This is a genomic window from Cytobacillus sp. NJ13 (assembly GCA_030348385.1).
GTDB lineage: Bacteria > Bacillota > Bacilli > Bacillales > Cytobacillaceae > Cytobacillus.
On record JAUCFP010000006.1, the window covers coordinates 1,068,786 to 1,088,851 of the forward strand.

Sequence of the window (20,066 nt, forward strand, 5' to 3'; positions counted from 1 at the left end):
GATTCCATGTTATTATTAACCCCGTTAGCTAAAAACGAGCTATACGGGAGGTTTTAACAACATGAAAAAATCAATTTTATCTTTTGTAGCTGCTGCGGCAATTACGGGAACAGCAGGTGCTAATGTACAAGCAGAAGAAGTTACAGTAAAAAAGGGCGATACTCTTTGGGATTTTTCCCAAACATATAATACACCAGTTGACATGATAAAAGAATGGAATGGGCTGTCTTCTCATATCATCCATCCAGATGATGTACTTAATGTCTATCCGGAAAAGAAATACATAGTATCTAAAGGCGATACTCTTTGGGATATAGCAAGAGAACATAACGTCACAGCAGAGGCAATAAAAGAATGGAACAGCTTAAGCTCTGATTTAATTCTGCCGGACAATGAATTAATCCTTTATCCGAATGCTAAAGCTGTTAATGCTGCAGTTGCTCCAGTTAAGGCAGCTCCAGCAAAATCAGAAAAGCCTGCAGAGACAGCTTCAGCTCCTGTGCAAAAGTCTGAACAGCCTGCAGCAAAAGAAACGCAGCCAGTTGAAGCTGCACAGCCGGCACCAAAAGCAAAGCCCGCTGCAGAGGCAAATACAGAACCAGAACCAGCCAAACCTGCTGCGGAATCAAAGCCCGCACCTGAGCCTGCCAAGCCTGCTGTGGAATCCCAACCTGCTGCCGAGCCTGAAGCAGAAAAGCCAGCGGAAACTGCAGCTCAAACAGTGCTGAATATGGAAGCAACAGCCTACACGGCTAATTGTGAAGGGTGCTCAGGAATTACTGCTACAGGGATCAATTTAAAAGAAAATCCGGATCAAAAAGTAATCTCTGTAGATCCTAATGTGATACCACTGGGAAGTAAAGTCCATGTTGAAGGTTATGGTAATGCTGTCGCAGGTGATACTGGCGGAGCCATTAAAGGCAACAAGATCGATATATTCATGCCTTCTCAGGAAGACGCCATCAATTTCGGCAGAAAAACAGTTAAAGTTACGATTCTAGATTAATACTAGAAAAGAAGGCACTTACAGGGTGCCTTCTTTCTTTTACTCTATATCATTTCTTTCTCTTGCTTTTTCCTCCTGATGTACAAAAAAACTGTGGACTGGTTTTGCAAGCTGTTTAAGGCTTTTTTCAAAGCGTTCAGAAAGGTGGGAGGCCCGCTCGTAAACAACCGATTTAAGATTGTCTAATTGCCTGCTGATTTTTTCTGTGATTGCTTCCTGGCGGTTTAAGCGTTCCATTATGGACTTGCTGGCAAACTCCTGTACGCCAAGCTTCTTGTTTAATTCTTCTTTCATTTGCTCCTGTGTTTTAAACTTTTTCTCAGATTCCTCTGAAAATGCTGCAAACTGCTGCTCTAAACGTTCCATTACAGTATTATGAAATACTTCCTGTACATCAAGCTTTTTGCTTAATTCTGCTTTCATTTCTTCCTGTGCTTTAAAATTTGAAACAGCTTCCTCAGAAAAAGCGTCAAATTTATCAAACTTCCGGGAAAGTGCCTGAGTTGCCGCTTCCTGACAGGATACTAGTTCAAGTATTTTCTGGTTTACCGGCTCTTCATTTTCGATGGTTTCCATTATTTCTTTATTTAATTCCTCCAGTGCAGCCAGCCTTTTATTCAAAGTATCATTTTCCGTTTCGCGCTGGTTCATCATTTCCAGAAAACTCGTTAAAAACGCATCCTGCTTTTTAAGCTTAGCTGTCAAATGCTCAATATGATTATTTTGTTTACCAGCTGCTTTTTTTACAAGTTTACTCATGTCAGAAAAGGAAGCATCGAGCTGATTTTTCATATTTTCATATGATTCGGATATACGGGTATTAACAATTTGCTGTTCTTTCAATACTTCCTGGAGAAAGTTGAGACGATAAGTACCCTGATTGGAAACAGTGTCTGAATGGCTTAGAAAAAGCTTAGGGTTTCCATCCTCATTTGATTGTTTGGCCATAGGAACACTCCTCAGTTTTCACTTTTTATAACAGCCTATGCCAGCCCTTTTTGAGAGGGATGGGCACTATCCTATAAAAGCCTGAACATTTCAAATTTGAGACATATATGCATATTGAGCCTGATGCTCTCGACGCCGAAATAAACTTCGTAAATCGTAATAAAAAGTGTTGCAAAAAATTGAATAAATAGGTAAATTATTAATTGTCAGTTAATTGACAGATATTGTCATGAATCTGACTGCATAGGGAGTCAACCAAAACTACCTCTAAAACAAAAAGAAGGAGAGGACCTTTACATGAAGAAATTATCTTTCTTGCTTTCAGCAGCTGTATTGACACTTATGCTTGGAGCATGCTCAAACGAAGAGGCTTCTAAAGGGGAAGAGAAGGAAGAGTCGGCAGCTGAGACGACAGATGCCGCTGATGAAGCGAAAGAAATGCGCTCAGCACTGCTAAGCTATCAGGGAGAAGTGACAAAAGTAATCCGAAACACAGATGCAAACTTGACCGCTGAAGGTCAGGATCCAGCTGAAGCAGCTGCAGCTTTTGAAAAGGAAGCGAAAGCCGTGTCTATACCAGAAGAATTAATAAACTACACTAAGGATATTGAAGCAGCGGTTGATAGCCTATCACAATACTATGCTAAAAAAGCTGAGCTGGTAAAAGCAGGATCCGAGGATATGGCGGAAGCAGAGCCATTTAAAGAGGAATATATCAATTCAATGACTAAAGTTTTTGAAGAAGCAGAACTGCCTGCTCCTGCTTTCAGCAGCGTTTTCCAATAAATGCGCAGCAAACAGCCCTATTCTATTTGGAATAGGGCTGTTTGTATGTATTAAGGCACATCATGCCCCATTGAACTTTGAAGAATCTCAAACCACTGGTCCCTGTTAAGTTTGTAAGATAATGAACCGGCTGCACGTTCAATTCTTTCAATCTTGCCGGATCCGACAATTGGCATGATCCGGGCAGGATGATTTAAGAGCCAGGAAAATAAAACTTCATCAATATCACATGCACCGATTTCCTTTGCGACTTTATGTAATGCTGCTTTAAGGCGTGCTGATTTTTCTTCAGTACCGCTAAAAATTTTGCCTCCTGCCAAAGGGGACCAGGCCATCGGAGCGATTCTTTTTTCCATGCACAGATTTAATGTGCCATCCTCATAGTTCTCCAGATGATAGGCAGAAAGTTCAATTTGATTTGTAATCAGATTCATATCAAGGTATGACTGAAGCATCGTAAACTGGTGGCTTTTAAAATTGGATACTCCAAAATGCCTTACCTTGCCGGCAGCCTTTAAAGCTGAAAATGCCTCAGCAACTTCTTCAGGATCCATAAAAGGATCAGGACGATGAATGAGCAAGGTATCTATGTAATCTGTCTTCAGATTTTGCAAAGACTTCTCAACCGAAGCAATAATATGGTTTTTTCCGGTATTATAATGATGGGATTTATGCTCAGGGCGGTTTGGTGACCGGAGTACAATCCCGCATTTCGTTACAATTTCCATTTTTTCACGGAGCTCCGGCTTTTTCTCAAGAGCCCTTCCAAACAGGCTTTCACATGTATAGCTGCCATATATATCGGCATGATCAAATGTCGTTACTCCCAGCTCAAAACACCTTTCTATTAAGGTGATTAATTCTTCATCTGAAAATTTCCAGTCAGCCAGTCTCCATAGACCATGTACGATTCTTGAAAACGACAGATCCTCTGCCATCTGCACTCTATCCAAAAGTATCATCTCCCAATTTTTTTTGCATTGTTATTATCTCTGAAAATGCAAAGAATACCAAGCTAAACGTTCTTCAGCATTGCAAAGGGTGCTGGATCATATTAAATTGGGGGCATAAAAATAAGAGGCAACTGTTTTGTCACCTCCTTTTTATCCGCATATTTTCTGCAGCGGTTCAACCATTTGTTCATGCAGAATCATAATTTTTGATGTATATGAACAATGCTCTTTATATGCTGTTTGAAGTTCCTGATAAAAAGTGATTAACTCCTCAACGTTCGAAATCAATTCTTCATCAAAAATGCCTGTACGGCTGAGAAGGATATTCTCATATTTTTCAACTAGCTTTTTAGTTTTCTTTATCAATTTCCAGGCATCTCTCATGCGAAAAGCATCATTTAAATGGGAGTAGAATTCTATCAAGTCTTTTAGGAAAATATTCTTAAGTTCCTGGCTGAGCCTTTCAATAGGAGGAAGTTCAGCTTCCTGAAATATAAACTGCTGCAGCATAATTAAATCGGTCTTTACAGTCTGTTCTTCAAATGACTGATATATCCGTAAAGTATTATAGGCGTCATACATGGGATGATGAGGCTCTCCGATAAAAGAAAGCTCATAAAAAGACAATGCTTTTTCCACTGAAGCAGCAGTCCGGGAAGCTCTTTTTGTGAAAATAGCCTGGAAATCGACATATCTTTTAGTAATCTTATCAATCGTAGCTTGAGGAAGATTATGCCTGAATGCATCGGCTTTTAATCTTAAGATGTCACTGGTCGACCAGGAATAGAATCTTGCTTTTTTAACTCCGCCGACCCAAAAGAGAAAATCTTTAAACACCTCAGAAAAGTCATCCGCTGTTTTAAGATCAGAGTCGGATATCCCCGTCAGTTCTTTGCAGAATGGGCTTAGCGGTGAGTCCTGCTGCGGACGAATGAACCTATCAAATCCAGTTACCTTACCTGTTTCAAGTTCAACTTTTACAGCACCAAGGCGAATGGCCTCCATATCTTCAAAAAGCATGCCATTTTTGCTGCAAAGCATTTCAAAATCAAAGAAAATCAGCTGTTTTAGCTCGGCCATACGCCTTCCCCCTTTCTAATATCCAGCTATCCAACAAGATATTATAAAGAATGACGAGCAAAAAAGGAAGGAACAGAATTATCCATCAACATATTTAATGCAGGAATGAAACTTTTTTCCCAGTCCAATGGCAAATCGGTTTACGATTTCTTTTGAAACGTTTACACTTAAAGGGTACATAGTTTTCAGTCGCAAATATGATAGCGATACTTCTGTTAAAATTATCGGACTTGAAAGGATGGATGAAGGTTGGGTATTTCTTTATCGAAAGGGCAAAAAATTGATTTAACAAAAACTAACCCTGGTTTGTCTAAAGTAATAGTAGGACTCGGCTGGGATACAAATAAATATGATGGGGGCTTGGATTTCGACCTCGATGCCAGTGTGTTTTTATTAGATGCAAATGGGAAATGTACATCTGATAAAGATTTTATTTTCTACAACCAGCTTGAAGGCGGCGATGGCTCAGTCATTCATACAGGTGATAACAGAACAGGTGAGGGCGATGGCGATGACGAGCAGGTCAAAGTTAACCTTAGTGCGGTTCCTGCATCCATTGAGAAGATTTCTTTTGTCATTACGATCCATGATGGCGAAGGCCGCGGTCAAAACTTTGGCCAGGTTTCAAATGCATTTGCAAGAGTCATTAATGAAAAAACAAATGAAGAATTAATCCGTTATGATTTAGGAGAAGATTTCTCCATTGAAACTGCCATTGTTACAGGCGAATTATACCGTCATAATGGCGAATGGAAATTCTCTGCCGTGGGTTCAGGCTATCAGGGAGGACTTGCCCGTATTGCGACTGACTTCGGTTTGCAGGTAGGTTAAGTTCCATATTGCCAGGCAGAGCAGCCGCTTTTCCCTGGCTTTCTCTTTAGGGTGTATTCCCCTCATATCGATGATCTGCCGTAAAAAAGGACCTGTGTTATGAAGGAGTGATTATCTTGGGTATTCAATTATCAAAAGGGCAAAGAATTGATCTGACTAAAACAAATCCTGGCCTGACTAGAGCCATTATCGGGCTGGGCTGGGACACGAACAGATATAGCGGCGGTCATGATTTCGACCTTGACGCATCTGCATTTCTTGCAGATGAAACTAGTAAATGTGTCAATGATCATGATTTTATTTTCTATAATAATCTGGAGCATCCAAGCGGAGCAGTTATACATACAGGAGACAACCGTACAGGTGAAGGAGACGGCGACGATGAGCAGCTTGTTGTCGACTTTACCAAAATACCTTCACATGTTCATCGTATTGGCATAACTGTTACGATTCATGATGCAGAATTAAGGCAGCAAAATTTCGGCCAGGTTTCCAATGCATTCGTAAGATTAGCGGATGAATCCAATAATCAGGAGCTGCTGCGTTTTGATCTTGGAGAAGATTTTTCAATTGAAACAGCAGTGGTTTTCTGTGAATTATACCGCCATGGGAATGACTGGAAGTTCAATGCCATTGGCAGCGGCTTCTCAGGCGGCTTGGCAGCTCTTTGCCGCAACTATGGATTGCAGGTTTAATTTTTCTTCATGGCACCCAAATGGTTTGGGTGCTAATTTTGTTTGTCAAGTGAGAACCTTCAGCCAATGCTATTGGGTATTAATCCCATACTTAAAAAATGCCGGATGGGCAAAATAGGTGTGAGAAAAACCTTGGGAGGAAGGGATGCAGTATGTCACTTGAATGGTTTGACAGGGTAAGCGGTGAGTTGCAGGACCATCTTGAATCGATTTGCAGTAAATATGATCAGATTGGCCATATGTCGATTGACCGGGGTGCCAAGCATCCCAGAATGGAGTTTTTTATTGAAACCAGTGATAATGATAGAGAGTATTTTTGCACTCTTTTCTTTGATCCGCATAATGAAGAATTCTATGTAGAAGACTTTGATTTTGAGCTGGGACATACTTCTAAAACAATGCTTTTTGATATTGAAGATATCATCGATACAGTCCACGAAAGTCTTCACGATTACATGAATGGCGAAGATGAGGATCATTTTGAATTTGAAGATGATGAAGAAATATATGTTTCAGAAGAAGAAAATTTCGACATGGGCGACGAATATGATTTTGATGGCGAAGGTGATATCTTTGAAGAAGTAGATGTAGAGTGGGAAACTCCTGAAGTAACTGCCTTTTTCAAGGAAAACGAAGTGGAGGTATCCTATCAGTTTGGAGTGGTCCATGAAACCGGTGATGGAGTCCTTCGCAGGGTTAATCGCATTTGGACAGATGACGAAGAAATGATCAAAGATGAAGATCACTTTATCTTCAGCAAAGAAGAGGCAAGCACAATCATTGCCATGATTGCCAGCCACATGGATTCCCTGAGCGGGCATGAAGCTGATTATCAGTAAAAATTTAGAGCGAAATGAGAAAGTGGCCATCAAGAATTCTTGAAGCCACTTTTTTTGTGCTTCACTAGAAAACCTCGTTCATCGACAAACTGCACCGAATCACTCCTTAAAAAACAAACTTTTTAAAAAATTTTACATTTGGCTGGATTTCTCTGTTGGTACTATTCAGGCTTGCCCCCCCCATAAACTGATTAAAAGCAAGTGAAAAGAGGTGCATTATGGGGATTCATATCGTTCAGGCAGGCGATAGCCTTTGGACCATTTCTCAAAAGTATAAAGTTCCTATCCAGGATATAAGAACGGCTAATGGCCTTGAGAATGGACCTGGTATCATCCCTGGTTTAGCGCTATACATTCCGGAAAGCGGACCAGTTATCAGGTCTTATCTGGTTAAGCCGGGAGATACATTATGGAGCATTTCCCGGCGTTATCAAACTACAACTAATGCCATCCTGTCCGCAAATCCGGAGATAAGGCCGGAGGGGCTATATATCGGGCAGAAGATAAATATTCCATCACCAAGCAGATTAGTCATGGAAACATTGGGGTTCATAGTCCCGTATTCTCCTGATACTTTTTTACCCGCTTTCAGGGAAACAGCAAGGTACTTAACCTACATCGCAATTTCTGCCTATTCTTTAACAAGGGAAGGTTACGCATATATTGAACTTGACGATACAGCCATATTGGCAGAAAGCCGCCGGCTGAATGTCATTCCGCTGCTGATGATCAGAAATCTTTCACAAGGTGAATTTAATGCTGAACTGATTGGCGGGGTGCTTGAAAGTCCGGCAAATAGGAGGAACTTAATCTTAAGCCTGATGAATTTTGTCACTCAAAAAGGATATGGAGGCATCAGCCTGGATTTTGAATTTATCCCGCCGCCAAGGCGCCAGGATTTCAATTCATTCATTAAGGAATTAAAAAATGCCTTAGGGCCAAAAGTTCTTCATGTCAATGTACATGCTAAGACAGAAGATCTCCCGGCAAACCGGATAATAGGGGCATATGATTATAAAGCAATTGGGGAGGGGGCCGATATTGTTGCAGTCATGACCATGGACTATGGTTATCCGACTGGTCCTCCTAATCCCGTCGCTCCACTATGGTGGGTCGAAGAGGTCATTAAATATTCGATTACCCAGATTGACCCGAAAAAACTGCAAATTGCTTTGCCGTTATATGGCTATGACTGGAGAACATCTGATAATCTAACCCGCTCATTTTCCATGCAAGCCATTCAGAATTTAGCTTTAAGCAGAGGAGCCATTATTCAATTCGATGCTTATGCAGCATCCCCATGGTTCCGATATTGGAACGGAAAAGAAGAACATGTGGTCTGGTTTGAAGATATCCGCAGCATAACAGAAAAATATAAATTAATTGACCAGTATAATCTATTAGGGATGACATACTGGCAATTAAGCTTGCGTTTTCCGCAGAACTGGGCATTTGTGGATAAAAATTTTACTATTCTTTAGACCTATTCTATAAAAGTTTCTTCATTTCTTCTTCAAAATAAAACATTTTTGGATTTTCTTTAATTGTATATGTGTATTTCTTCATTTTCGCCACATAACAGGTTTTGTTGATCGTTACTTTCTCTCCTGTGTCAATCAGAATAACAATATCATTATGCTCGAACTTATTTCTGCGCTTCACACTGATCCCTCTTTCTTTACACATAAAGTGTTATTAACACATTATCTCATACTTCTGCGGAATTAACCCTATTGATGTTGTTGGAATCATTCAGGTGCCATTATTTCTTTTGCATATCGGCAAGTAAATGATATATTAGTCTAATTGAATACAATAGTGAACAAAGGAAGATACAAATGACATCAACACTTGGCTTTATAAGAGAGTGGCAAAAAGCCATCCAGGCTGAGATCTTACATTTAAAAAAATATGGGAGCTCCCGCCACTTAATGCTAAATGGGCAGCTGCTATCAAAATCAGATGCATATACTTATTTTTTCGATACACCTTCTGCTATTAAAATTCCAACTGGATCTTCCATAAAAATCGAATGGGGAAGAAAGAGGGTGGAAGGAAGAATCCTTTCTGCGGAAGGAAATAATGTCATATTGGCATTAGAAGAGGATATTGGAATCGATCTATCGGAAGCATATTTGCTTCATGATCCCTGGGAGCTATTGGATCAGCTTTTTCAGCGCTTAGAGGACATAAAAGACAGCAAAAGAAAAAGAAATAGAATAAAAAAATTGATGGATCCTTCCATGCCTCCCAAACACCCTGCCGATAAGGTAAAGACTGGTGCCCATGAATTGATATTGCGTTCAAAATATAATCCAGTCACATATGTCTGGGGTCCGCCAGGCACAGGAAAAACCTATACACTCGCACGTGTGGCCGCCAACAAATACTTTAAAGTCCAAAGTGTTCTCATTCTGGCACATTCAAACCAAGCAATAGATGTCCTTATGGCAGAGATTTCATCGTTTGCATCAGGTAAACGGAAAATTCCTGATGGGGATCTGCTTCGTTACGGGTCACAAATCGGTCCAGCGCTATTCGATCATCATTCATTAACAGCCGAGTATCTTTTAAATAAGCAGCATACTAATCTCTCGGAGCAAAAAGCTGCTCTATTTGAGGAACGCCGCCTGCTTAAACAGGATTTATTCCGATCCTTCAGCAAGAGAGATTCCAATCATCTTATTGAAATAGAAAAGAAGCTATCTGGAGTACTTGAAAAAATCAGGCAAAAAGAAATAGAGTTTGTAAAAAATGCTTCAATTATTGGAACAACACTGGCAAAAGCTGCAAGTGATCCGGCAATTTACGATAAAAATTTTGATTTAGTCATCATTGATGAAGCCAGCATGGCTTATGTTCCACAGGCTGCCTTTGCAGCTTCACTTGGCAGAAGAGTCATCATTTGCGGGGATTTTAAACAGCTTCCTCCTATTGCTGCCTCGAAACAAAAATTGTCGGAAAAATGGCTAAGAGAGGATATCTTTCATCACTCTGGTGTTTCTGACGCAGTCAAGGATGGATACTTGCATCCGCACCTTTTTCTATTAAAAGAGCAGCGCCGTATGCACCCGGACATTTCAGCATTTTCGAATAAACATATCTACCATTCACTTGTAGGTGACCATCCGGATGTTCTGGCTGCGAGATCTGATATCGCTGCCTGCAGGCCTTTTCCCGCCAAAGCCTCGATCCTGCTAAATACAGCCGGATCAGGAGAATATGGCATAAAAGATGGCAGCTCAAATTCAAGAATTAATTTATGGGATCTTTTGCTGGGATTTCAGCTAATACATGAAGCCTATACAGGAGGAAGCAGGTCCATAGGTTATGTCACCCCGTATCGTGCACAGGCATTATTAATGGAACAGCTTCTGGGTGAGCTATACGAGCAGGAAAGATCTGCGGCTGATATTATTGCTGCAACAGTTCACCGTTTTCAGGGAAGTGAACGGGATGTCATGATTTTTGACTCTGTCGATGCTCCGCCCCATGACAGAGCTGGAATGCTATTAATCGGGAAAGAAAGCGAAAGACTGATGAATGTTGCCATAACTAGAACCAAAGGGAAATTTATTCATATTTGCGATTTGGAATTTATACACAACAACGTATTTAAAAACAAAACATGGCGGAAGCTGGCAGACCACCAGCTGCACAATGGACAGGCCATTCATCCTGATCAGATTGGGAGATGGATCAAAAATCAGCATCCGCGCCTCCAATGGATGCATGCAAGAAAGCTGGAAAATGTGTTTGAGGATATTTCTAAAGCTAAAAAGGAGATTATTATTTCCCTGCCTGAGGGACAAGAACTGGGGAATGAGTGGGGGCAGGCACTTTCCGGGAGGCCTTCGCAAACGAAGCTTACCATCCTTGCCGAGCATTCTATCCCTTCCGCTGCTCCTGATGAGATATTGCCAAACGGCTTTCCATTTCCCTGCATAATAATTGACGGACATATTTTGTGGCTTGGGATGCCGGCTGAGACTCATAAAAACGCACGGCCCCCATATGTAGCTGCAAGGCTTCATTCATCTGCTGCATGCTCGTATCTTACATCTCAATTAAAATAAAAAAGACGCCCCAGAGAGGCGTCTTTTTATACGTATTGCGGCGACCCGACTGCACTCCACATAGTGCATTGCCAGTTAGGCTTGTCTGTCGTCTTATGCAATTAGCTCATCGCTTTACTAATATAGCATTATTCTATAAAGAAAACAAGTGTTTTTTGTGCGCTTCCGTTGCATTCCTTTCATTGTTCAATCAAAATATACTAAAATACATTGATTAGGGTTGTGATCATATGAAACCATTAAAAGGGCAGCATCATGTCTCTGCCATAACAGCCAATGCTCAGAAGAACTATGAGTTTTACACCAGAATCCTTGGAATGCGGCTTGTAAAAAAGACAGTAAACCAGGATGATACCACGATGTATCATTTATTTTATGCAGATGAAAGGGGTAACCCTGGCACTGACTTAACGTTTTTTGAAATTAAAAATGCTGGCCGCACTTACAGGGGGACGGACAGTATAACTTGTACATTTCTGCGTGTGCCATCTGATGAATCGCTTCTTTATTGGAAAAAGAGACTGTCAGAACAAGATGTTTTGCATGAAGAAATAAGAGAAGCAGACGGAAAGAAGATGCTGTTCTTTGAAGATTTCGAAGGCCAGCGTTTGGCCCTGATTTCCGATCAAAATAATAAAGGAGTAAAAGGAGGGAGGCCATGGGATAGAGCTGCTGTTCCTCCAAACCATGGAATAATCGGGCTCGGACCCGTAATGCTCACCGTCTCTGAGCTCGAACCCACCGCAAACCTGCTTACAGAAGTAATGGAATATCGAAGAATAGGCAAATATTCTTTGGATGAAGATACTGTAGTTGTATTTGAAACCGGTGAAGGAGGAAACGGAGCAGAAATCCATATTAAAGAACGCCATGATTTGCCGAAGCAGCGTCCAGGCCGGGGAAGTGTCCACCATGTTGCTTTTCGGGTGGAAAATGAAGAGGAATTAAGAAACTGGGTACGAAAACTGAAAGAATTGCGGATTGCCAGCTCTGGTTTTGTAGAAAGGTATTATTTCAAATCTTTATATTTCCGGGAACCGAACGGTATTCTTTTTGAGCTGGCAACAGATGGACCTGGATTTGAAGCAGATGAACCTTTCGACCAATTAGGAGAAAAGCTTGCACTTCCTCCATATATTGAAAACAGGCGGGAGGAAATCGAGGCAAAAATAAAACCTCTGGATACCAAAAATGAATAAAAATAGTGTAAGGGGATGAACAAAAGTGTTCGTCCCTTACTTTTGAAGTTGAAACTTTTTATAGAGTTTATTCGTTTAATATATAATAAGGGGATATAATAATGGAACTTAAAGAAATAGAGAAGGAGTCATCATGGAAAAATTTCAGCGTTTCAAAGAAGCTTTTGCAGGGTTTTGGCGCAAAAAGCACCTGACACAAATTCTGCTTCTTTTAACACTAACTATAATACTTTTAACCATTCTATTTTTTGCGTTTCTGGCAGCAACAGCAAACGTGGAGACCTTAAAAGAAGGTTTAAGGCAGTCAACTGTTATTTACGATAAAGATGGTGATGCTGCTGCAGGACTTGCGGAGAATAGGGCTGAGGGTGCAAATATTGAAGAATTGCCGGATTACGTGGGCAATGCCGTTATTGCAATTGAAGATGAACGCTTTTATAAGCATTACGGTTTCGATATCAAAGGCATTGCCAGAGCCTTTTTTGGAAATTTATTTGCAGGGAGCATTACCGGCGGAGGAAGTACCATTACTCAGCAGCTGGCCAAAAATGCTTTGCTTTCCCCTGAACAGACGTATAAGCGAAAAGCTGAAGAACTGTTTCTGGCCGTAGAAATCGAAAAAAATTATAAAAAAAATGAAATCCTGCAAATGTATTTAAATCAGGTATATTTCGGAAGCGGTTCATGGGGAATCGAACAGGCATCCAATAAGTATTTCAGCAAAACCCCAAAGGAACTGAGCATAAGCGAGAGTGCACTGCTTGCAGGATTGCTCCAATCGCCTTCTGCACTCGATCCTTACAATCACTACGAAAGGGCAATGAAAAGAAGGAATGTTGTCCTTGGAAAGATGAAAGAGCACAAGATGATTTCAGCTGAAGAGTATGAGAACGCTGTAAATGAAAAGATCCAATTAAAGGAAGGGACACGGAGCAAGCAAGAAAGAAAATACCCTTACTATGTTGATGCCGTCCTGGATGAAGCTATAAATAAGTACGGATTAACCCAGGAAGAGATTTTTACAAGAGGGTACAAAATATATACGGAAATGGATCAGAATCTGCAATCAAGCCTGGAAAATGTTTATGAAAAGGATTCAATCTTCCCTCCGGGCATGAATGGAGAAATTGTCCAGAGTGGTGCTGTCCTTCTTGATCCTGCTTCAGGAGGTGTCAGAGGGCTTGTCGGCGGCAGAGGTGAACATGTTTTCAGAGGATTCAACAGGGCCACACACATCAAAGCCCAGCCTGGATCAACACTCAAGCCATTAGCGGTCTACACACCTGCACTTGAAGAAGGCTACTCACCAACATCCATGCTGAAAGATGAACAAGTAACATACGGAGATTACACTCCAGCTAATGCTTCCGGGCAATATGCGGGCGAAGTGTCCATGTATAAAGCTGTGGAAGATTCTATCAATGTCCCAGCCGTTTGGCTCCTTAATGAAATAGGACTTGATAAAGGGCTGGATGCGCTTGACAGGTTCGGCATACCGCTTGAAAAAGAAGATGAATATTTAGGGATTGCATTAGGCGGAATGAGAAAAGGGGTCTCACCCTTAAAGCTGGCAGAAGCATATGCGGCATTTCCAAATGGCGGAAAGCGGCAAGATGCCCATTTGATTACGAAAATAGTTGGCCCAACAGGCAGCATCATTGCCGAACGCGATAAGGAAACAGTTAAAGTTACGACGAAAACGGTATCGAATCAAATGACTTCCATGCTTTTAAATGTGGTTGAAACGGGCACAGGCAGCGCAACGAAGATAGAAGGAGTTCAAATCGCCGGAAAAACGGGATCAACCCAGCTTCCTTATAAAGACATTAACGGAACGAAAGACCAATGGTTTGTAGGTTATACACCGAATCTGGTTGGCGCCGTTTGGCTGGGGTATGACCAGACAGACAGGGAACATTATTTGTCAAAAAGCAGCTCTGAAACAGCTGTTCCTGTTTTTAGGGCGATAATGGAATCTAGCCTGCCATACATGCAGGAAGGTGAATTTACTACTAAATCGGTAAACGAAAAGCTGGAAAAAAAGGAATTAACAGAAGAAATTGGACAAACCATTAAAGAACAGGCTGAAAAATTTGAAGGCAAAATAAGAGAAGATCTTCCAATCTGGAAGGAAAAATTGAGAGAAGGCAAGCAGGAACTTGAGGAATTCGGCAGATTCCTGAAAGACAAATGGGATCAATTCAGCAATTAGCAGAAGATTGAGAATGGCCAAAGTAGCCGTTCTCTTTTTTTGCCTCAGTAAAACTTTATACTGGAATAATTCAGCAAAACAGTGTAATCTAAGTATTTATAGCACCCACTAACAAAACGACAGCATACGCTAGCGAATTGCTAGCTTACAGATATTAATAGCTAGGAGGATTCATATGAGTGGAGAAACCCGTATTCAGCTTAATGTCCGCATATCAAAAGAGACTTCAAATATGCTGGATGAAATTGTGGATTATTATCAGGAAAACACGAAACTCGGCAGGATTTATAAAGGCGACGTTTTAACAGATATTATTGAAAAATCATTTGAAGTAATGAATAAGCAAAAAAAGCTCAATAAGAAATTTTAATCCTGATTGGAGGGGGATTACATGAGAGATGTAAAACTAACCGATATATATCAGCATCGGATCGCACAGAAATATATTACACGCTCCGGCATCGCTCATGCTATTGCAGTTTCCTATCATGCTTTCCAGCTCGCAAAAGAATCCGAAGAGGATGTTGATTCTGCGGCTAAAGCGGGTTTCATGCATGACATCGGCCATTATACCTGGTACAAAAATGGAAAGTGGGATTACGACCTTTACCGGCAGAATGACATTCATGCCATCAAAGGTGCTGAGCGGGCACATAAACTCCTGATCAGGCTTGGTGAAAACCCGATTAAAGCAAAAGAAATTGCCTTATCCATCCTTTTTCACACGGATTCATTTCTGCCTGGCGGTGAGGTTGTAAGAACTCCGCTGCAATCCATTGTCAAATTGGCAGATGAAAAAGATGAAGAACCCGGAGGAGCGCATCATTATCGTGAACTCGATTTTGAGCGGGCTATGAAAAGCCTAGAAATTCTCGATAATAAGATTGATAATTATCTTAAGAAAAAAGAAGAATAACCTAAATTTCTGTCATGTTATGCGCTTCCCCAGGAAATCCGTTACTTATAAACTGCTATTTCTTGAAGGGAAGCGACTGTTTCATGAAGAAATATAATTTATGGAAATGATCCGATTATCAATTTTATTATGTGCAGGGATGGTGTTGCGGCAGTGAGGGCAAGGACTCGAAGACAACAGTCATTTAATGTGGAAGAAATCAAATTTAAATTAACAACTGTATTTCTGCATCTCTCATTTTATGCATTTATCACATTTATCCTAATTTTATTTTTGGAGTTATTTGGTTAAAGTACATACAAACGTTCCAGGGCAAAGTAAGCGGCTTTGCCCTGGAGTGAACATTATTCTCTTGACAATATGCCTTTTTCCCTTAAATAAGCTTCCACTTCTCTAAATTCTTCTACTGGCACAAAGGATATGTCTTTTTTCCGAAGAAGATCCTGAAGCCCATTTTTGGCAAAAGTGATGTCAGCATACTCCGCCGGGTGGGAATCCGGTTCACTGTCCCCAATAAAAACCACAGTTTCATATTCCTTCTTTAAGTCCTGAATAACCTTCGATTTATCAATACCATATCTTTCAGAGTAATGCTGATGATTCTTATCTATATTCATGTGCACATTCTTCTCATGATAATGCCCTTCATTCGAAAAAACCTTAACATGTTCTACTCCAAATTTCTTTAATAGATGATAAATATAATAGTCTGTGCCGGCACTCAAAATATAAAAATCTCCGCCGTTCTGCTGAATCTTTTCAATAAAATCAGGTACATATTCATCTATTTCTATTGAATAAATATCGCTGATAATTTGTTCTTCATCCTGATTGATGGAAGTGAAGACTTTATTCAAAAAGTCGATGTCTTTTATCTCTCCAGCCTTCCACTTGGGCATCAGAATGCGCCCCTCCGGAAAATATTTATCCATCATAATCAGATAAAAGTCTCTTTTTGAAATTGTTCCGTCAAAATCTGAGACAAAAGCCCATTTTTTCATTCTATAAACCTCCAATAAGACATTTCTGCTTTTTATACTGCTATGCTATCTTAACTTTACCCTTTGTTTTTTATGTTCAATCAGTGAAATAACGTCTTTTAATTTTATTCCTGGAGAGATTAATGGTATTATTAATTTGATTTTTACATAAGGAGATGATTAGTATGGCAGAAAAAGGATACATATTAATGAAAAACGGTGAAAAGGTTGAATTTGAACTATATCCTGAAGCGGCACCAGGGACAGTTGAAAACTTCAAAAAGCTGGCGAACGAAGGCTTTTATAATGGTTTATCTTTCCATCGTGTAATCCCTGGGTTTGTAAGCCAAGGGGGCTGCCCGAATGGAACAGGAACTGGCGGACCTGGGTATACAATCAAATGTGAAACAGAAGGCAACCCTCATAAGCATGAAGAAGGTTCTCTATCTATGGCACACGCGGGCCGTGACACAGGCGGAAGCCAGTTCTTTATCGTTCATGAGCCACAGCCTCACTTAAACGGTGTTCACACTGTTTTTGGAAAAGTTACTTCAGGCATTGAAGCAGTCAAAGCGATGAGAAATGGCGATGTTATGGAGAAAGTTGAAATTCTTGAAGGATAAATAGTTCAGCAAAAAGAGCCGAATTGGCTCTTTTTTTGTTTTGCCATAAATACCTGGCTGAAAATTCCTTATACTAAGAAAAACTAACTGTATTGGAGTTGATGTGATTGGGTGCCATTGAAAGAAACGGCTACCGGTTTGAGCCTGAATTTAGCGTCATCAGCCAGAACGGTGCCATACATGTTTTTCATAATGGAAAATTTGTAGAAGAACTTAAATTCGAATTTTCCGGAAAATTCCCCGAAAACGACCAAATAGAAGAGATGGTTGCTCAGTATTGCAATAGGTATGGATTGTAGAAATTCCTCTATGTTTGGCGCCCTGCGGTATGGAGAAGGGCGCCTGTCCCTATTTTCCACTTAAGAGTGTTTCTTTTAAACCCAAGTGGATTTTATGTAAAATAACTATACCTTGATATTAAGAGAGGATGGTTATATGAAGTCTATTAAAGACCATTTGGAAAAAAATCTTGATTTGCTTTTTGTCGGCTTCAATCCAAGCATTCGGTCAGGAGAGACCGGCCATCATTTTGCAAACCCAAACAACCGCTTTTGGAAAATTCTTCATGAATCAGGCTTAACTCCCCGTAAATACGCCGCAACAGAAGACTATAAATTATTGGAATTGGGCTATGGAATGACAAATATTGTTGCAAGGCCTACTAAAGCAGCCGATGAAATAACGAAGGAAGAATATATAGAAGGAAGAGCAGAGCTGATGAAAAAAATAGCTGAACTTAAGCCAAAGGTCATTTGCTTTGTTGGAAAAGGGGTATATCAGGAATACAGCCGCAAAAAAAAGCTGCCATGGGGAATTCAGGAGGAATCAGTAGTTCCCGGTACTATCGACTTTGTTGCTCCTTCATCTTCCGGGCTTGTCAGAATGAAAATAGATGAAATCATACAAATCTATGAGGAGATTCCGGAGCTTTTAAAAACTCTTAGATAAACCAATTACTTGAATGCTTTTTGATATAAGCCTAATGCATTCATAGTCCAAATATCACAAATTCTTCCTTTTTATTATCACAATTCTATTAAATTTCGCTACCAACGGTACTGTTAATTAATATTCAGAATTGTTAAAATGGATCCAACAGCAAGAACCAGCTTCAATTTAATCTCTTAAGGAGGGAAAGAAATGGAGCAATATGTTCGTGTTATTCCTTTTAAGGTGATTGGTCAGGAAGAGGATGTTAAGGAAGTTCCAAAAGGCGTGGAATTGATTCAGGCGCCAAAAATGTGGAACGAAACAAAAGGAAAAGGAATTAAAATTGCTGTTTTGGACACCGGATGCGACTTAAGCCATGCTGATCTGAAGGATCGAATAACTGGAGGACGGAATTTTACAGACGACGATAACAGTGATCCTACTATTTTCAAAGACTATAATGGCCACGGCACCCATGTTGCAGGGACTATCGCTGCGCATGAAAATGATGCTGGTGTCATTGGGGTAGCTCCTGAAGCTGATCTCCTTATTGTGAAGGTCTTAAACAAGGATGGTTCCGGCCAATACGAATGGATCATTAATGGCATTCATTATGCCATCGAACAAAATGCTGATATCATCTCCATGTCACTTGGCGGACCAGCTGATGTTCCTGAATTGCATGATGCGATAAAAGCTGCTGTTAAAAAGAATATCCTTGTGGTCTGCGCAGCAGGAAATGAAGGGGATGGGGACGATTCTACCGACGAGTTTGCTTATCCCGGCTGCTACAATGAGGTGATTAGTGTGGGTGCTATAAACCTTGAGAGGGATTCTTCCGAATTTACAAACTCACATAATGAAATAGATTTGGTGGCACCTGGTGAAGAGATATTATCTACCTTTTTGAACGGGAAATACGCAACGCTTAGCGGCACTTCAATGGCAGCACCACACGTTTCAGGTGCGCTGGCCCTAATCAAAGATTTAGCAAACAAGCAATTTGAAAGAAAACTTTCAGAACCAGAACTTTACGCACAATTAATCAGAAGGACAGTTCCGTTAGGCAATTCGCCTAAACTGGAAGGAAACGGGCTTGTTTATTTAACCGTACCTGAGCATTTAGCCGGGATCTTTGACCGACAATTCAAATCCATGGTTCATAATGCTATATGATTAAAGTGAACAATATTTCAGCGGCTTGGGCAGAGGCTCAGTCAAAGTATATTGAAAGTGTTCAGAATGAACCCTATTACGACGCTCAGAAGGATATCATCAATCAGGAGGAATACTACAGCACCCTTGATTTTGAAAAAGAAGACATCCCAGAACAAATCCATACTCTGATGGTTCGTACCCATAACCGGCAATTGGATTACTCACCTCACCAATATGTATATCCATGGGTGGATCTGCAGGAAAACCTCAAGCTAAAAAGTTTATATTCAGGGAAAGGCATCGACCCGCTTAAAGCCATTGACCAGGATCTCAAGCTCCTGCAGTCAATTCAGGAAAGCGGCTTCAGCAGCAGTGAAAGAGTTATTTTTAATACAGAGCATGTCATTCCGCAATCCTGGTTTGAAGAAAGACAGCCAATGAGAGGGGATCTCCATCACCTGTTTGCCTGTGAACCGGCATGCAACAGTATGAGAAGCAACTTCCCCTACTATGATTTTGAAACCTATGCTCCGGAATTCGAGGCTGAGAGTGTCAGGAACGGATGCGGAATGGCAGAACAGGAAAAGTTTGAGCCTGAATATGGAAAAGGTATTGCTGCAAGAGCAGTATTCTATTTTGCTGTCAGATATAATAAAGTAATTAAAATCGAAGAACAGATGGATATGCAGATTTTACTGAGATGGCATGCGGAATATCCAGTGACTGTATATGAGAAGCATAGGAACGCTGCCATTCAAGAACTCCAGGGAAACCGCAACCCATTTATTGATTTTCCGGAACGTGCAAAGAAAATGTTAGGATAATAAGAAAGCC

21 protein-coding genes are annotated in these 20,066 nt (G+C 40.6%); 16 read left to right on the forward strand and 5 right to left on the reverse strand.

The window, feature by feature from the left end:
* Positions 1 to 61: 61 nt before the first annotated feature.
* A complete protein-coding gene (locus QUF73_05205; protein MDM5225602.1) occupies positions 62 to 1,006 on the forward strand; it encodes a LysM peptidoglycan-binding domain-containing protein in 945 nt (314 codons plus the stop codon).
* A gap of 39 nt (positions 1,007 to 1,045) precedes the next feature.
* Here the strand turns inward: QUF73_05205 and QUF73_05210 are convergent, their stop codons facing one another.
* Positions 1,046 to 1,954, reverse strand: coding sequence for a hypothetical protein (locus QUF73_05210; GenBank protein MDM5225603.1), 909 nt, complete (start codon positions 1,952 to 1,954; stop codon positions 1,046 to 1,048).
* A 297-nt stretch (positions 1,955 to 2,251) separates the two neighbouring features.
* Here QUF73_05210 and QUF73_05215 point away from each other — a divergent pair, with 297 nt between their 5' ends.
* Positions 2,252 to 2,740 (forward strand): hypothetical protein, encoded by a 489-nt coding sequence (locus tag QUF73_05215; GenBank protein ID MDM5225604.1) that lies wholly within the window; start codon positions 2,252 to 2,254, stop codon positions 2,738 to 2,740.
* 50 nt (positions 2,741 to 2,790) lie between these two features.
* Here QUF73_05215 and QUF73_05220 read toward each other — a convergent pair whose 3' ends face one another.
* Complete coding sequence (locus QUF73_05220; GenBank protein MDM5225605.1) at positions 2,791 to 3,693, reverse strand: aldo/keto reductase family oxidoreductase; 903 nt, start codon at positions 3,691 to 3,693, stop codon at positions 2,791 to 2,793.
* 150 nt (positions 3,694 to 3,843) lie between these two features.
* Entirely contained in the window at positions 3,844 to 4,773 is a 930-nt protein-coding gene (locus QUF73_05225; protein MDM5225606.1) for a 3'-5' exonuclease, read from the reverse strand.
* Between the two features lie 249 nt (positions 4,774 to 5,022).
* Here QUF73_05225 and QUF73_05230 point away from each other — a divergent pair, with 249 nt between their 5' ends.
* The 4 genes from QUF73_05230 (at position 5,023) to QUF73_05245 (ending at position 8,619) form a co-directional block, all read left to right on the forward strand.
* Complete coding sequence (locus QUF73_05230) at positions 5,023 to 5,604, forward strand: TerD family protein (protein ID MDM5225607.1); 582 nt, start codon at positions 5,023 to 5,025, stop codon at positions 5,602 to 5,604.
* A gap of 116 nt (positions 5,605 to 5,720) precedes the next feature.
* On the forward strand, positions 5,721 to 6,299 hold the full coding sequence (locus tag QUF73_05235) for a TerD family protein (GenBank protein ID MDM5225608.1): 579 nt from the start codon (positions 5,721 to 5,723) through the stop codon (positions 6,297 to 6,299).
* A gap of 152 nt (positions 6,300 to 6,451) precedes the next feature.
* The gene (locus tag QUF73_05240) at positions 6,452 to 7,138 is read left to right on the forward strand and encodes a hypothetical protein (GenBank protein ID MDM5225609.1); all 687 of its coding nucleotides are present in this window, start codon (positions 6,452 to 6,454) and stop codon (positions 7,136 to 7,138) included.
* A 218-nt stretch (positions 7,139 to 7,356) separates the two neighbouring features.
* Positions 7,357 to 8,619: a glycosyl hydrolase family 18 protein gene (locus tag QUF73_05245; protein MDM5225610.1), complete on the forward strand. Its 1,263-nt coding sequence runs from the start codon at positions 7,357 to 7,359 to the stop codon at positions 8,617 to 8,619.
* A gap of 7 nt (positions 8,620 to 8,626) precedes the next feature.
* Here QUF73_05245 and QUF73_05250 read toward each other — a convergent pair whose 3' ends face one another.
* The gene (locus QUF73_05250) at positions 8,627 to 8,800 is read right to left on the reverse strand and encodes a hypothetical protein (GenBank protein MDM5225611.1); all 174 of its coding nucleotides are present in this window, start codon (positions 8,798 to 8,800) and stop codon (positions 8,627 to 8,629) included.
* Between the two features lie 176 nt (positions 8,801 to 8,976).
* Between QUF73_05250 and QUF73_05255 the strand changes: the two genes are divergently transcribed.
* The 5 genes from QUF73_05255 (at position 8,977) to QUF73_05275 (ending at position 15,541) form a co-directional block, all read left to right on the forward strand.
* Positions 8,977 to 11,214 (forward strand): AAA domain-containing protein, encoded by a 2,238-nt coding sequence (locus tag QUF73_05255; GenBank protein ID MDM5225612.1) that lies wholly within the window; start codon positions 8,977 to 8,979, stop codon positions 11,212 to 11,214.
* A gap of 230 nt (positions 11,215 to 11,444) precedes the next feature.
* Positions 11,445 to 12,413, forward strand: coding sequence for a ring-cleaving dioxygenase (locus tag QUF73_05260; GenBank protein ID MDM5225613.1), 969 nt, complete (start codon positions 11,445 to 11,447; stop codon positions 12,411 to 12,413).
* Positions 12,414 to 12,546: 133 nt separating this feature from the next.
* A complete protein-coding gene (locus QUF73_05265) occupies positions 12,547 to 14,625 on the forward strand; it encodes a PBP1A family penicillin-binding protein (GenBank protein MDM5225614.1) in 2,079 nt (692 codons plus the stop codon).
* A gap of 175 nt (positions 14,626 to 14,800) precedes the next feature.
* Positions 14,801 to 14,995: a hypothetical protein gene (locus tag QUF73_05270; protein MDM5225615.1), complete on the forward strand. Its 195-nt coding sequence runs from the start codon at positions 14,801 to 14,803 to the stop codon at positions 14,993 to 14,995.
* Between the two features lie 21 nt (positions 14,996 to 15,016).
* The gene (locus tag QUF73_05275; GenBank protein MDM5225616.1) at positions 15,017 to 15,541 is read left to right on the forward strand and encodes an HD domain-containing protein; all 525 of its coding nucleotides are present in this window, start codon (positions 15,017 to 15,019) and stop codon (positions 15,539 to 15,541) included.
* A 344-nt stretch (positions 15,542 to 15,885) separates the two neighbouring features.
* On the opposite strand, the gene QUF73_05280 is transcribed toward QUF73_05275, so the two are convergent.
* The gene (locus QUF73_05280; protein MDM5225617.1) at positions 15,886 to 16,542 is read right to left on the reverse strand and encodes an MtnX-like HAD-IB family phosphatase; all 657 of its coding nucleotides are present in this window, start codon (positions 16,540 to 16,542) and stop codon (positions 15,886 to 15,888) included.
* A 164-nt stretch (positions 16,543 to 16,706) separates the two neighbouring features.
* Between QUF73_05280 and QUF73_05285 the strand changes: the two genes are divergently transcribed.
* From QUF73_05285 to QUF73_05305, 5 genes are all read left to right on the forward strand, one after another.
* Positions 16,707 to 17,144, forward strand: a complete 438-nt coding sequence (locus QUF73_05285; GenBank protein MDM5225618.1) for a peptidylprolyl isomerase — start codon at positions 16,707 to 16,709, stop codon at positions 17,142 to 17,144.
* Positions 17,145 to 17,251: 107 nt separating this feature from the next.
* Positions 17,252 to 17,443 carry a YbxH family protein gene (locus QUF73_05290; protein ID MDM5225619.1) on the forward strand — a complete coding sequence of 64 codons (192 nt, stop codon included), beginning with the start codon at positions 17,252 to 17,254 and terminating at the stop codon, positions 17,441 to 17,443.
* A gap of 136 nt (positions 17,444 to 17,579) precedes the next feature.
* Positions 17,580 to 18,092 (forward strand): mismatch-specific DNA-glycosylase, encoded by a 513-nt coding sequence (locus tag QUF73_05295; GenBank protein MDM5225620.1) that lies wholly within the window; start codon positions 17,580 to 17,582, stop codon positions 18,090 to 18,092.
* Positions 18,093 to 18,284: 192 nt separating this feature from the next.
* A complete protein-coding gene (locus QUF73_05300; protein ID MDM5225621.1) occupies positions 18,285 to 19,250 on the forward strand; it encodes a S8 family peptidase in 966 nt (321 codons plus the stop codon).
* Entirely contained in the window at positions 19,247 to 20,056 is an 810-nt protein-coding gene (locus QUF73_05305) for an endonuclease (GenBank protein MDM5225622.1), read from the forward strand. Before QUF73_05300 ends, QUF73_05305 begins: the two co-directional genes overlap by 4 nt.
* The last annotated feature ends 10 nt before the right edge of the window (positions 20,057 to 20,066 follow it).